Source organism: Variovorax sp. GW821-FHT10D07 (genome assembly GCF_059415325.1).
In genome coordinates this window covers 183,481-197,114 of sequence record NZ_JBWKMZ010000015.1, presented here as the reverse complement: position 1 = coordinate 197,114, position 13,634 = coordinate 183,481, and the positions used below count along the sequence as shown (strand labels likewise).

Genomic DNA, 13,634 nt, shown 5'->3' with positions numbered 1-13,634 from the left:
CGCCATGGCGCTGCTGGCATTGCATGGCGTGAGCAAGTCCTACGGCGCGCTCAAGGTCACCGACGGCATCACGCTCGCGGTGGCCGAGGGCGAGACGCTGGGCATCCTCGGCCCCAACGGCGCGGGCAAGACCACGCTGTTCAACCTGATCTCGGGCGACGTGCGCGCCGATGCGGGCCGGGTCGACTATGCGGGCCGCGACGTGACGCGGCTGCGACCGCATCAGCGCTGCCGCGCCGGCATCGGCCGCAGCTACCAGGTGCCGCAGCCCTTCGGGAACATGAGCGTGTTCGAGAACCTCGTGACCGCGGCCTGCTTCGGCGGGCAGCAGACCGAGCGCGAGGCCTGGCGCACGGCGCACGAGGTGCTGGCGCAGACCGGGCTGATGGCGCAGGCGAACGCGCCGGCCGGCGGGCTGCGGCTGCTCGACCGCAAGCGGCTCGAGTTGGCGCGCGCACTCGCGACGAAGCCGCGGCTGCTGCTGCTCGACGAGATCGCGGGCGGGCTCACCGAGCCCGAGGCCGCGGTGCTGGTGGGCGAACTGCGGCGCATCAAGGCGCGCGGCGTGACCATGATCTGGATCGAGCACGTGGTGCATGCGCTGCTGTCGCTGGCCGACCGGCTGTTCGTCATCAACTTCGGGCAGAAGCTGGCCGAGGGCGAACCGCGCGCGGTGATGAACGATCCGGAGGTGCGGCGCGTGTACATGGGGATGGAAGCATGAGCGGAGCGCTGCTCACCACCCATGGCCTGCAGGCCTTCTACGGCGACGCCCAGGCCCTGTTCGGCATCGACTTCGCGCTCGCCGCCGGCGAACTCGTCGCGATCATCGGCGCCAACGGCGCGGGCAAGTCGACCTTCCTCAAGAGCCTCACGGGCCTGGTGCGCGCGCCGCGCGAGGCGATCCGTTTCAGGGGCGAGCCCATCGGCGGCCTGCCGCCCGGCGAGATCGTGCGGCGCGGCCTCGCGCTGGTGCCCGAGGGCCGCCGGCTGTTTCCCAGCCTCAGCGTGGAAGAGAACCTGCTGATGGGCGCCACCGCCCGGCGCCCGGGCCCGTGGAACCTGCAGCGGCTCTATGCGCTGTTCCCCATCCTGGCCGAGAAGCGCCGCCAGCCCGGCACCTCGCTGTCGGGCGGCCAGCAGCAGATGGTGGCGCTGGGCCGCGCGCTCATGAGCAATCCCGACGTGCTGCTGTGCGACGAACTCTCGCTGGGCCTCGCGCCGGTCGTCATCCGCGAGATCTACGCGGCCATGCCCGGCATCGCGGCCGAGGGCATGACGGTGGTGATCGTCGAGCAGGACGTGACGATGGCGCGCCAGGTCTCGCGGCGCGTCTACTGCTTCCAGGAAGGCCGGGTGTCGCTCGAGGGCCTGTCGGCCGATCTCACGCGCGAACGGATCGCACAGGCCTATTTCGGCATCGAGGCGGCCCATGCTTGAGACCCTGCTCCAGGGCGTGCTGCTCGGCGGCCTCTACACGCTGTTCGCGCTCGGCCAGTCGCTGATGTTCGGCGTGATGCGGCTCACGAACACGGCGCAGGGCGACTTCATCATCCTCGGCGCCTTCGCGGTGATCGCGGGCGTGTCGCTGGCCGGCGCTGCGGCGCCGTGGCTGGTCGCGCTCGCGGTGCTGCCCGTGGCTTTCGGCTTCGGCTATGCGCTGCAGCGCTGGGTGCTCAACGGCACGCTGGGCAAGGACCCGCTGCCCTCGCTGGTCGTCACCTTCGGCCTGTCGATCGTGATCCAGAACCTGCTGCTCGAGCTGTTCTCGGCCGATCCGCGCGCCATCGAGACCGGCGGCCTCGGCACGCGCGGCCTGGCGCTCGGCGAATCGCTGTCGCTCGGCGTGCTGCCGCTGATCGTGCTGGCCGTGGCGCTCGCGGCCACCGGCGCGCTGCAATGGCTGTTCGCGCACACCGCGCTGGGCCGGTCGTTCCGCGCCGTGTCGGACGACCGCGAGATCGCCGAGCTCATGGGGCTCGATGCGAAGAAGGTCTATGCCTTCGCGACCGCCATCGCCTTCGTGCTGATCGCGGTGGCGGGCGCGCTGCAGGGCATGCGCACCACGGTGTCGCCGTCGGACGGCCCGCTGCTGCTGCTGTTCGCCTTCGAGGCCGTGATCATCGGCGGCATGGGCTCGTTCTGGGGCACGCTGGCCGGCGCCATGATCCTCGGCATCGCGCAGCAGGTGGGCTTCCGCCTCGATCCGGGCTGGGGCATCTGGTTCGGGCACATCGTGTTCCTCGCGGTGCTCGTGTTCCGGCCGCAAGGCCTGCTTCCCAAGACACGCGGATGACGCCGATGACGACCCCCGCCACCCCTTCCTTCGTCGCGGTCGAGCGCGCCACCGCCGCGAGCCGCGGCGCCCTCGTCGTCGGCATCGCGCTGGTGCTCGTCGCCGCCAGCCTGCCCTTGTGGGGCGAATCGAGCTGGATGCGCGAGTTCGTCGAGATCGCCTGCTACTTCATCTTCGCGATGATGTGGAACCTGCTCGCGGGCTATGGCGGCATGGTCAGCATCGGGCAGCAGGCCTTCTTCGGCTTCGGCGGCTACGCGATGCTGGTGCTCGGCAACTTCGCGGGGCTCAATCCCTTCGTCGCGATCCCGCTCGGCGCGCTGGCCGCGGGGCTGGTCGCGATTCCAGTGTCCTTCATCGCATTCCGGCTCTCGGGCGGCTACTTCGCGATCGGCACCTGGGTCATCGCCGAGGTGTTCCGCCTGAGCTTCGCCAACGTGTCGGCAGTGGGCGGCGGCTCGGGCACCACGCTGACGGCGCTGCGCGGCATCGACAAGGCCACGCGCGAGAGCGTCACCTACTGGATGGCGCTGGGCTGCGTGGTGGCGGCGGTGGCGCTGGTCTACCTGTTCCTGCGCAGCAAGCGCGGCCTCGCGCTGCTGGCGATCCGCGACAACGAGGTGGCGGCCGAGTCGCAGGGCGTGCCGGTGGCGCGCATGAAGCTCGCCGTGTACGGGGTCGCGGCCTTCGGCGCGGGGCTCGCGGGCGCGCTGTACTTCGTCGGCAACCTGCGCATCAGCCCCGACGCGGCCTTCAGCGTCAACTGGAGCGCGTTCGCGATCTTCATGGTGGTGATCGGCGGCATCGGCCGCATCGAAGGACCGCTGGTCGGCGCGCTCGTCTTCTGGGCGCTCAACAAGTTCCTCAGCGACTACGGCACCTGGTACCTGCTGGGGCTCGGGCTGCTCGCGATCGTGGCCACGCTGTTCTTCAAGCAGGGGCTGTGGGGCTTCGCGCAGCAGCGCTGGGGCTGGTCGCTGTTTCCCACGCAGCGCAGGCTGGTCGCCGGCAAGCCGTGATTTCGCGCTGCGATGCAGCATTCTTGTAACGATCTGTTTACAATTAGGGCTCCGCCGCTTCCACCCGGAGTTCCTCCCGTGACGATCACCAAACGCCGCCTGCTCGAGGGCGGCGCCACCGCGCTGGCCGCCTCGCTGCTTCCCCCGTTCGCCCTGGCCCAGGACAAGCCGCGCGCCGGCGAAGCCGCCTGGCCCACCAAGCCCGTGAAACTGCTGGTCGGCTTCCCGACCGGCGCCTCGCCCGACCTGCTGGCGCGCGCCATCGCCGAGCCGCTCGCCAAGATCCTGCGCCAGCCGGTGCTGGTGGAGAACAAGCCCGGCGAGAGCGGCAACATCGTGGCCGACCAGGTCGCCAAGGCCACCGACGACCACACCATCGGCGCGCTGATCAACGGCAACCTCACGATCGCGAAGCTGCTCAATCCCAAGATTTCCTTCGATCCCGAGAAGGACTTCGCGCCGGTCGGCATGGTCGGCACCGCGCCGCTGGTGCTGGCCGTGTCGGGCAATGCCACCGGCAAGACCGCGGCCGACCACCTGCTGTGGGTGCGCAACCTCGGCAGCGGCGGCAAGTACGGCACGCCGGGCGTGGGCACGGTGGGCCACCTGGGCATGGAACTGCTCAAGAGCCGCTCGGCCATCACCGCGCAGCACAAGCCCTACACCGGCAATCCGCAGGTGATCGCGGGCCTGCTCGCGGGCGAGATCCAGCTCGCGCTGCTGCCGCCCGCGCTCGCGATGCCGCACGTGCGCTCGGGCAAGCTCAAGGCCATCGGCGTGACCTCGCCCGAGCGCAGCCCGCTGGTGCCCGAGCTGCCGACCATCCGCGATGCCGACGTGCGCGGCGCCGACCTCGAGATCTGGACCGCGCTGGCCGCGCCCGCGGGCATGAACAAGACCGCGCTGGCCAGGCTCAATGCCGCGCTGGTCGAGGTGATCAGCACGGACGAAGTGCGCGAGGCGCTGCTCAAGACCGGCTGGCAGACCCAGCCGGGTTCGCCCGACGCGCTGGCGCGCCGCATGCGCGCCGACACTGCGCGGCTGGGCGGCGTGATCCTGATGAAGGGCATCCACGCCGAGGGTTGAGCGGCGCCTGTGGCATGCTGGCGGGCCCTGACCCGGACCGCCCCGGCATGAGCGAGCGCCTTTTCCTCCACCTCGACGACGGCCCCCTGCTCGGGCCGCCGATCGACGCGCCCGGCGGCACGGTGCGCTCCTTCGCCGCCAGCGCGCCGCTGCGCCCGCACGTCGCCAACATCCTCGTGTACCGCGAGCGCTTCGCCGAGGGCGAGGAGGTGCTCGAGCGCGTGCTGCCCGACGGTGCCGCGCGGCTGGTCTTCAACCTCGGCGACGCGCCCTCGGCGAATGGCGCCGAGGGGCTGGCCGTCGAGGCCATCGGCGCCTCGGCCGAGGCCGTGCTGGTGCGGCTGCGCAAGCGCATGGAAGGCCTGTCGATCACCCTGCGGCCCGGCGCCGCGGCTCTGCTGCTCGGCCTGCCCGCGGGCGAACTCGCGGGCCGCGTGCTGCACCTCGACGAACTCTGGCGCGGCGCCGGCGCGCAGCTGCTCGAACGCATGGCCGAAGCCCCCAGCGATGCCGCGCGCGTCGCGCTGCTCGATGCCGCGCTGTGCCGCCGCCTCGCCGAGGCCGACGGCCGCGCGCAGGCGAGGCTGGGCCTGCATCCGGGCGCGCTGCAGGCCGCGCAGCTGATCGTCGCTTCAGCCGGCCGGCGTCCGCTGCGCGAGGTGGCCGAGGCGGTGGGCCTGGGCGAGCGCCGGCTGCAGCAGCTGTTCCATGCGCAGGTCGGCCTCTCGCCGCGCGCCTGGCGCCGGCTCGCGCGCATGCATGGCTGCCTGCGCGCGCTGCGTGCGACGCCGATGCCGGCCTGGGCCGAGGTCGCGGTCGACAGCGGCTTCTACGACCAGTCGCACATGGTCAACGAGTTCCGCGCGCTGTGCGGCGTCACGCCCACCGAGTTCCTGGGCCGCGCGATTGCGGGTTCTTCCAAGACGCCGGCCTGAGGCGGCGCTACCTTCGGCGCTTCTTTCCTTTTCAGCGAGCCGAACGATGACCGACCAGCCCTCGGGTGCGAATGCACTGCCCTCCCTGCAAGGCCGCGTGGCCGTGGTCACGGGCGCGAGCCGCGGCGCGGGGCGCGGCATCGCGCTCGAACTCGGCGCGGCCGGCGCCACCGTCTACGTCACGGGCCGCAGCACGCGCGCGCAGCCCGCGGACAGCTACGGCCAGATACTCGCGCTGTCGGGCCTGCAGCGCGTGCCCGGCAGCATCGAGGACACGGCCGAGGAGGTCACGCGCCTCGGCGGGCGGGGCGTGGCGGTGCGCTGCGACCACACCGACGAAGCGCAGGTGCGCGAGTTGTTCGCGCGCGTCGAGCGCGAGGCCGGCCGGCTCGACCTGCTGGTCAACAACGCCTGGGGTGGCCACGAAAGCTTCAACGGCGTGTTCGAGGCGCCGTTCTGGGAGCATCCGTTGTCGAACTGGGAGGCCATGTTCGACCGCGGCGTGCGCAACCATCTCGTGGCCAGCCGCTGCGCCGCGCCGCTGCTGGTGCGCCAGGGCCACGGCCTGATCGCCACCACCACCTTCTGGGACCGCGACCGCTACCTGCGCGGCAGCCTGTTCTACGACCTCGCCAAGGCCTCGATGACGCGACTGGCCTTCGGCATGGCGCAGGACCTGCGCGCGCACGGCGTGGCCTCGGTGGCGGTGTCGCCGGGCTGGATGCGCACCGAGTTCGTGCTGGCCGGCCACCAGACCGACGAGGCGCACTGGCACGAGCGGCCCGCGCTCGCGCGCACCGAATCGCCGCGCTACATCGGGCGCGCCATCGTGGCGCTGGCCGGCGACGCGAACGTGATGCACAAGACCGGCCGCGCGCTGCGCGTGGGCGACCTCGCGCGCGAGTACGGCTTCACCGACATCGACGGGCGGCAGGTCGCGCCCTTCGAGATGGAGGATGGGGAGGACGGCGGCGCCTGAGAGCGCAGCGCCGGCTCACAGCAGGCTCGAGATCCGCTGCGCCGCCTCGCGCAGCGCGGGCAGCATGCTGTCCTGCATCACCTTCGCGCTGGTGCGGTTGGCCTGGCCGCTGATGTTGAGCGCGGCCACCATGCGGCCCGCGCGGTCGACGATCGGCGCGGCCACCGAGATCAGGCCCTCCTCGAGCTCCTGGTTCACCAGGCACCACTGCTGGCGCCGCGCCTGCGCCACCTTGGCCAGCAGCGCGTCGATGTCGGTCACCGTGTGCTTGGTCAGCGGCTCGATCGCCGAGGCCTCGAGCCGCGCGCGCACCTCCTCGTCGGGCAGGTCGGCCAGCAGCAGCCGGCCCAGCGAGGTGCAGTAGGCCGGCAGCCGCGAGCCCACGCCGAGGCTGATGCGCATGATCTTCTGCGTCGGCACGCGCAGCACGTAGACGATGTCGGTGGCATCGAGCACCGCGGCCGAGCACGACTCCTGCACCTGCTGCACCAGCGCCTCCATCACGGGCTCGGCGCGGTTCCAGATCGGCATCGACGACAGGTAGGCGAAGCCCAGGTCGAGGATGCGCGGCGTGAGCGTGAACAGCTTGCCGTCGCTGACCACGTAGCCCAGCGTCTGCAGCGTGAGCAGGATGCGGCGCGCGCCCGCGCGCGTGAGGCCGCTGGCGGCGGCCACCTCGCTGAGCGTCTGGTGCGGCGCGCTCGCGCTGAACGAGCGGATCACCTGCAGGCCGCGCGCGAAGGACTGCACGTAGCTGTCGCCGGGGGCGGGCGTCTCGGTGGGCGCAAGGGGGCGGGTTGCCATGGGTATGGATCCTCTCTAGAATTCATTATACGAACAGATGTTCGATATGCGAACAAAATAGATTTCCCCCAGACGCGCAGCGACAACCCGTCTTCCCGCCTCTCCACCATCCTTCTTCGGAGACAGATCCATGATCGACAAGATCGCGCCCTCCATCGCCGATGCCCTCGCGGGCCTGGCCGATGGCGCCACCGTTCTCATCGGCGGCTTCGGCACCGCCGGCATTCCCGGCGAACTCATCGACGGCCTCATCGAACAGGGCGCGCGCGACCTGACGGTGGTCAACAACAACGCCGGCAACGGCGACACCGGCCTCGCCGCGCTGCTCAAGGCCGGCCGCGTGCGCAAGATCATCTGCAGCTTCCCGCGCCAGGCCGACAGCCACGTCTTCGACGCGCTCTACCGCAGCGGCCAGCTCGAGCTCGAGCTGGTGCCGCAGGGCAACCTGGCCGAGCGCATCCGCGCGGCCGGTGCCGGCATCGGCGCCTTCTTCTGCCCCACGGGCTACGGCACCGAGCTCGCGGGCAACCGCGAAACCCGCGAGATCGATGGCAAGCAGTACGTGCTCGAGTACCCGATCCACGGCGACGTGGCGCTGATCAAGGCCGAGCGCGGCGACCGCTGGGGCAACCTGGTCTACCGCAAGGCCGCGCGCAACTTCGGCCCGGTGATGGCCATGGCCGCGAAGAAGACCATCGCCACGGTGCACGACATCGCCGAGCTCGGCACCATGGACCCCGAAACCATCGTCACCCCCGGCATCTTCGTGCACAAGGTGGTGCGCATCGAGCGCGTCGCCACGCAGGCCGGCGGCTTCAAGAAGGAGGCATGACCATGAGCTACACCCGTCGCACCAAGGACCAGCTGGCCGCCCGCGTGGCGCAGGACATCTTCGACGGCGCCGTCGTCAACCTCGGCATCGGCCAGCCCACGCTGGTGGCCAACCACCTGCCGGCTGGCCGCGAGGTCATCCTGCACAGCGAGAACGGCATCCTCGGCATGGGCCCCGCGCCCGAGGCCGGCGAGGAAGACTACGACCTGATCAACGCCGGCAAGCAGCCGGTGACGCTGCTGCCCGGCGGCGCCTTCTTCCACCATGCCGACAGCTTCGCGATGATGCGCGGCGGCCACCTCGACATCTGCGTGCTCGGTGCCTTCCAGGTCTCGGCCACCGGCGACCTCGCGAACTGGAGCACCGGCGAGGCCGGCGCGATTCCGGCGGTGGGCGGCGCGATGGACCTCGCGATCGGCGCCAAGCAGACCTGGGTCATGATGGACCTGCTGACCAAGAAGGGCGAGAGCAAGATCGTCGAGCAGTGCAGCTACCCGCTGACCGGCATCGGCTGCGTGAAGCGCGTGTACTCCGACCTCGCCACGCTCGAATGCACGCCGCAGGGCCTGAAGCTGGTCGACAAGGTCGACGGGCTCGAGCATGCGGAGCTCGAGAAGCTCGTGGGCCTGCCGATCGCCGCCTGACGCGGACAGCCACATCCGTTCTTCACTTTCCGAGAGACAACACCATGACCAACCAAGCCTTCATCTGCGACGCCGTGCGCACCCCCTTCGGCCGCTACGGCGGCGCGCTCTCGAGCGTGCGCACCGACGACCTCGGCGCGGTGCCGCTCAAGGCGCTGATCGAGCGCAACAAGAACGTCGACTGGCAGGCCGTGACCGACGTGCTGTACGGCTGCGCCAACCAGGCCGGCGAGGACAACCGCAACGTCGCGCGCATGGCCTCGCTGCTGGCCGGCCTGCCGATCGAGGTGCCGGGCGCCACCATCAACCGCCTGTGCGGCTCGGGCCTCGATGCCGTGGGCAGCGCGGCGCGCGCCATCCGCGCCGGCGAGGCCGGCCTGATGATCGCGGGCGGCGTCGAGAGCATGAGCCGCGCGCCCTTCGTGATGCCGAAGGCCGAGAGCGCCTTCAGCCGCAACAACGCGGTCTACGACACCACCATCGGCTGGCGCTTCGTCAACAAGCTCATGAAGGCGCAGTACGGCGTCGACTCGATGCCCGAGACGGCCGAGAACGTGGCCACCGACTACAAGATCGAGCGCGAGGCGCAGGACCGGATGGCGCTGAACTCGCAGCTGCGCGCCGTGGCCGCGCAGAAGGCCGGCTTCTTCGACGCCGAGATCGTGCCGGTGAGCGTGCCGCAGAAGAAGGGCGATGCGATCGTCGTGAACAAGGACGAGCATCCGCGCGAGACCAGCCTCGAAGCGCTGGCCAAGCTCAAGGGCGTGGTGCGGCCCGACGGCACCGTCACCGCCGGCAATGCCAGCGGCGTGAACGACGGCGCCTGCGCGCTGCTGCTGGCCGACGAGGCCAGCGCCGCCAAGCACGGCCTCACGCCGCGCGCGCGCATCGTGGGCATGGCCACCGCCGGCGTCGCGCCGCGCATCATGGGCATCGGCCCGGCGCCCGCCACCCAGAAGGTGCTGGCGCTCACCGGCCTCAGGCTCGACCAGATCGACGTGATCGAGCTCAACGAGGCCTTCGCCGCGCAGGGCCTCGCGGTGCTGCGCCTGCTGGGCCTTTCGGACGACGACGCGCGCGTCAACGTCAACGGCGGCGCGATCGCGCTGGGCCATCCGCTCGGTGCCAGCGGCGCGCGCCTCGCGACCACCGCGGTCAACCAGCTGCACAAGAGCGGCGGCCGCTATGCGCTGTGCACCATGTGCATCGGCGTCGGCCAGGGCATCGCACTGATCCTCGAGCGCGTCTGAGCCTGCGTCCAACCTGAACCGTACCCCCGTCGATCGATCAGCCACACCCGACAACAACAACCGCGCGATCGATCGACTTGAAGCCATCGGCTGCCGCACCCGCGGCCCGATGGCATTTTTTTCAACCAAAAAGGAGAAAGAGGATCATGGTTTCCACATCGAACAAGGCGCGCCGCGCCCTCGGCCTGGCCGCCTTCGCGCTGGCCGCTGCCGGCCTGCTGCCGTCCCTGGCCGCCGCGCAGGCGGCCTTCCCGAGCAAGCCGGTGCGCATCATCACGCCGTTCCCGGTCGGCGGCGGTCCCGACGGCGTGGCGCGGCTGGTGGCCGACAAGCTGTCGCGCGCCTGGGGCCAGCCGGTGGTGGTCGAGAACCGGCCCGGCGGCAACGGCTTCATCGCGATCGATGCCTTCAAGCGCGGCGCGAAGGACGGCCACGACATCATCGTGCTCGACAACGTGCACCTGGCCGCCTACCCGGCGCTGTTCAAGAAGCTGCCCTACGACACGGCCAAGGACTTCGACGCGCTGCTGCCGCTGTTCAAGACCTACTTCTTCTTCACCGTCGCCACCAACAGCAAGTACAAGACCGTGGGCGACCTGATCGCCGACGCCAAGGCCAACCCCGGCAAGCTCGACTACGGCTCGTGGTCGGTCGGCAACCCGGTGCACCTGGGCTCGGAGCTGTTCGAGTCGGCCACCGGCACGCAGATGGAGCACGTGATCTACAAGGAAACGACCCAGCTCTACACCTCGGTCGCCACCGGCGAACTGGCCTTCGCGCTGGGCAGCAGCGCCACCGCCGGCCCGCTGCAGCGCGCCGGCAAGTTGCGCTTCCTGGCGGCCGCGGCGCCGCAGCGCGTGGCGGCCTTCCCCGACGTGCCTACCGTGAGCGAATCGGGCGGTCCCAAGGGCTTCGAGGTGATCGGCTGGAACGCGATCGCCGTGCCCAAGGGCCTGCCGGCCGCGGTCACCGACAAGATCAAGCGCGACATCGAGAAAGGCCTGGCCGAACCCGACGTGCTCGAGAAGTTCAAGAGCTTCGGCTACGAGCCCTTCCCGACCACGCGCGAGCAGTTCAATGGCTTCGTCGCGGCCGAAACCACCCGTTTCACGGATGTCATTCGGAAAGCGAACGTATCGCTCGACTGAGCCTGCGTGACGCTGCGTACGCCCCTGGCGTACGCAGCGTGGGAGCGATTGGATTCACCGGATGAAGGCTTTACGGTCTCTTACCGAACAACGAAGTCTTTTGACTATTTCCTGAGCGCGTCCTACAGCGTGGTTCCGGGGGCGGGCGATATGGTTGCGGCCAATAACCAATCGCTCCTTTTTCCTCGATCTTGAGAAAAAACCACCACCACCACGCTGTCACACACCCCGCGCGCTCCAACCCTCCCGCCACCTTCTTTCCCTCCACCTTCAGGTTCTCCGCCGCGGCGCTTCTCGTCGCCGTGGCGTGGGCGGGTGCGAGCACGCAGGTCAGGGCGCAGGTCGAGCGGCCCGGTGCCGCGGCACCCGTCGCCCTCTCCGGGGCCGACAGACCGGGCGGCTATGACGCCGCCGCGCACGACGCGCTCGTCGAACGCATCCGCGCCGGCAAGGCGACGCCGCGCGAGGCACTCGATGCGCTGCAGGCCTGGTTCCCGCGCGCCGCGACCGCGGCCCAGCGCGAGCGCATCGCGTCCGACGGCGTGGTGTGGGCACTGCAGGCCGACGAACCACGGGAATCCGTGGGCTGGGCGCGCGCCGTGCCGCTGGATCGGCTCGCGAACTACGCCTTCGAGTCCGCGTTCATCGCCGCGCGCCGCGTCGACGACCGCATCCTGCAACTGCAGCTCACCGCGTTGCAGCCCACGCAGCGCATCGTGCGGCGCGAGAACGCCTTCGCGCTCGAGGACCAGGGCTCGCTGACCGAGGCCCTGGCGCAGGCCGAGGCCGCCGAGCGCGCCACGCCCGGCAGCTTCAGTGCCTTCGAGCTCGCGAGCCTGCGCCAGCAGGCACTGGGCCAGCGGTTGCGCTGGGCCATCGCGGAGCGCGACCAGCGCGGCGGCGAGGGCCCCGAGCGCTTCGAGGCCATCGATGCGCTGCTGCCGCTCTATCCGAACGAACTGCAGGCCGCGGCCGATGCGGTGCAGCGCGCCACGCAGGCCAACGAAGCCGATGACCTCGAACGCTGGAAGGCGCTGCATCTGCGCCTCTATGCCGACCATCTGCTCGCGGTCTCTGCGCGCGGCCGCTTCCCCGAAGTGACCGCGGCCTACGAGCGCTGGCAGGTCGAGCATCCGCAGCAGCCGCTGCCCTACTACGCGCTGTCCGACGTGGCCGGCGCCTACCAGCAGCAGCGCCGCTCCGACCTCGCCGTGCCGATCTACGAGGAGGCGCTGCGCCGCGGCGGCGACGCCATCCCCGTGCCCAGCGACACCCACACCGGCCTGGTCTATGCCTACCTCGACACCGCGCGCTTCGAAGACGCCGAGGCGCTGCTGCAGAAGCTCGAGCAGGCCACGCCGCCGATGCTGCGGCTCACGCCCGAGCAGGGCCGGCCCAATCCCGAGTACGCCGAGGTGCGCAACCTGCGCGCGCTCTACCAGCTCTACACCGAGCGGCCCTGGCAGGCCGAGACCAGCTTCCGCGGCCTGACCTCGCTCGCGCCGCTCAACGCGGGCTTCCGCTCGGGCCTGGCCGAGACCATGAAGCTGCGCGACAAGCCCGACGAGGCACTGGGCCGCTATCGCGAAACGCTGGTCGACCATCCGTGGGACGTGGCCGCGCGTGCCGGCTACGCGGGCGCGCTGTTCGATGCCGGCGAGATGCGCGCGGGCCGCGAACTGACCGAGAGCCTGCAGGCCGAGGCGCCCGAATCGATCGCCGTGCGCAATGCCGTCGCGCAGCGCGACACGCTCTACGCGGCGCGGCTCGACGTCGAGGCCGACTACGGCCAGGGCCACGGCAGCAGCGTGCTGGCCGACCGCGACTGGCGCGTCGACTCGAAGCTCTCGTCGCCGCTGTGGGACGACCGCTGGCGCCTGTTCTTCCGCCAGGTGTTCGCGCGCGGCGACACCTCGCTGGGCAACATCGACCTGTCGCGCACCGGCGTCGGCGTCGAATACCTGCAGGGCCGCTGGCGCGCCAGCGCCGAGCTGCACCAGGCCGACAAGGGCCGCTACCGCACCGGCCTCGCGCTCGGCGTGGACTGGCGTGCCAGCGACAGCTGGCGCTTCTCGGCACGCTTCGATTCGAACAGCCTCGACACGCCATGGAAGGCGCGGCTGGCGAATGTCGGCGCGCGCTCGGCCGAGCTCGGCGCCACCTACGTGGTCAACGAGTCGCGCGCTTTCGAGGCCCGCTACCAGCGCATGGACTTCAGCGACGGCAACACGCGCGACGGCTTCGGCCTGCGCTGGCGCGAGCGCCTCGTGAGCGGCCCGCGCTTCCAGCTCGAAGGCACGTTGAGCGGCGAGACCGGGCGCTACGACCGCCAGGACGTCGACTACTTCGCGCCGCGCAGCGAGAGCGCGCTGCAGGTCGGCCTGACCGGCAAGTACCTGGGCTGGAAGCGCGACGACCGCCGCTTCTCGCATGTGTTCGGCCTCGAGGCCGGCAGCTACCGCCAGCAGGGCTTCGGCGGCGGCGCGCTCTGGTCGCTGCGTTACGGCCACGAATGGATGTTCGGCCGCTCGGCCACCTTGGCCTACGGCCTGGGCATCGCGAGCCATCCCTACGACGGCGTGCGCGAGCGCCGCCGCTTCGTCTATCTCAATCTGTCGGTGCCGTTCCAATGAAGAAGATG

13 protein-coding genes are annotated in these 13,634 nt (G+C 70.8%); 12 read left to right on the top strand and 1 reads right to left on the bottom strand.

Features of this window, described 5'->3' with window-relative positions; genetic code table 11:
- The first annotated feature begins 4 nt into the window (after nucleotides 1-4).
- From AC07PU_RS34270 to AC07PU_RS34240, 7 genes are all read left to right on the top strand, one after another.
- Nucleotides 5-724: an ABC transporter ATP-binding protein gene (locus AC07PU_RS34270; protein WP_203202835.1), complete on the top strand. Its 720-nt coding sequence runs from the start codon at nucleotides 5-7 to the stop codon at nucleotides 722-724.
- Nucleotides 721-1,440, top strand: coding sequence for an ABC transporter ATP-binding protein (locus AC07PU_RS34265; RefSeq protein WP_495322658.1), 720 nt, complete (start codon nucleotides 721-723; stop codon nucleotides 1,438-1,440). Before AC07PU_RS34270 ends, AC07PU_RS34265 begins: the two co-directional genes overlap by 4 nt.
- The gene (locus AC07PU_RS34260; RefSeq protein WP_490877348.1) at nucleotides 1,433-2,296 is read left to right on the top strand and encodes a branched-chain amino acid ABC transporter permease; all 864 of its coding nucleotides are present in this window, start codon (nucleotides 1,433-1,435) and stop codon (nucleotides 2,294-2,296) included. Before AC07PU_RS34265 ends, AC07PU_RS34260 begins: the two co-directional genes overlap by 8 nt.
- A gap of 5 nt (nucleotides 2,297-2,301) precedes the next feature.
- On the top strand, nucleotides 2,302-3,315 hold the full coding sequence (locus AC07PU_RS34255) for a branched-chain amino acid ABC transporter permease (RefSeq protein WP_495322657.1): 1,014 nt from the start codon (nucleotides 2,302-2,304) through the stop codon (nucleotides 3,313-3,315).
- A gap of 78 nt (nucleotides 3,316-3,393) precedes the next feature.
- The gene (locus AC07PU_RS34250; RefSeq protein ID WP_495322656.1) at nucleotides 3,394-4,401 is read left to right on the top strand and encodes a Bug family tripartite tricarboxylate transporter substrate binding protein; all 1,008 of its coding nucleotides are present in this window, start codon (nucleotides 3,394-3,396) and stop codon (nucleotides 4,399-4,401) included.
- 47 nt (nucleotides 4,402-4,448) lie between these two features.
- Complete coding sequence (locus AC07PU_RS34245) at nucleotides 4,449-5,336, top strand: helix-turn-helix transcriptional regulator (protein ID WP_495322655.1); 888 nt, start codon at nucleotides 4,449-4,451, stop codon at nucleotides 5,334-5,336.
- A gap of 46 nt (nucleotides 5,337-5,382) precedes the next feature.
- Nucleotides 5,383-6,315, top strand: a complete 933-nt coding sequence (locus tag AC07PU_RS34240) for an SDR family oxidoreductase (RefSeq protein WP_495322654.1) — start codon at nucleotides 5,383-5,385, stop codon at nucleotides 6,313-6,315.
- A 15-nt stretch (nucleotides 6,316-6,330) separates the two neighbouring features.
- Here AC07PU_RS34240 and AC07PU_RS34235 read toward each other — a convergent pair whose 3' ends face one another.
- Nucleotides 6,331-7,119: an IclR family transcriptional regulator domain-containing protein gene (locus tag AC07PU_RS34235; protein ID WP_093347615.1), complete on the bottom strand. Its 789-nt coding sequence runs from the start codon at nucleotides 7,117-7,119 to the stop codon at nucleotides 6,331-6,333.
- Nucleotides 7,120-7,249: 130 nt separating this feature from the next.
- Between AC07PU_RS34235 and AC07PU_RS34230 the strand changes: the two genes are divergently transcribed.
- From AC07PU_RS34230 to pgaA, 5 genes are all read left to right on the top strand, one after another.
- Nucleotides 7,250-7,951 carry a 3-oxoacid CoA-transferase subunit A gene (locus AC07PU_RS34230; RefSeq protein ID WP_208510979.1) on the top strand — a complete coding sequence of 234 codons (702 nt, stop codon included), beginning with the start codon at nucleotides 7,250-7,252 and terminating at the stop codon, nucleotides 7,949-7,951.
- A complete protein-coding gene (locus tag AC07PU_RS34225; protein WP_495322653.1) occupies nucleotides 7,948-8,595 on the top strand; it encodes a 3-oxoacid CoA-transferase subunit B in 648 nt (215 codons plus the stop codon). Before AC07PU_RS34230 ends, AC07PU_RS34225 begins: the two co-directional genes overlap by 4 nt.
- Before the next feature lie 44 nt (nucleotides 8,596-8,639).
- Nucleotides 8,640-9,845: a 3-oxoadipyl-CoA thiolase gene (gene pcaF, locus AC07PU_RS34220; RefSeq protein ID WP_093347612.1), complete on the top strand. Its 1,206-nt coding sequence runs from the start codon at nucleotides 8,640-8,642 to the stop codon at nucleotides 9,843-9,845.
- 146 nt (nucleotides 9,846-9,991) lie between these two features.
- The gene (locus AC07PU_RS34215; RefSeq protein ID WP_093347611.1) at nucleotides 9,992-10,993 is read left to right on the top strand and encodes a Bug family tripartite tricarboxylate transporter substrate binding protein; all 1,002 of its coding nucleotides are present in this window, start codon (nucleotides 9,992-9,994) and stop codon (nucleotides 10,991-10,993) included.
- Nucleotides 10,994-11,295: 302 nt separating this feature from the next.
- A complete protein-coding gene (gene pgaA / locus AC07PU_RS34210; protein ID WP_495322652.1) occupies nucleotides 11,296-13,626 on the top strand; it encodes a poly-beta-1,6 N-acetyl-D-glucosamine export porin PgaA in 2,331 nt (776 codons plus the stop codon).
- Nucleotides 13,627-13,634: the final 8 nt, after the last annotated feature.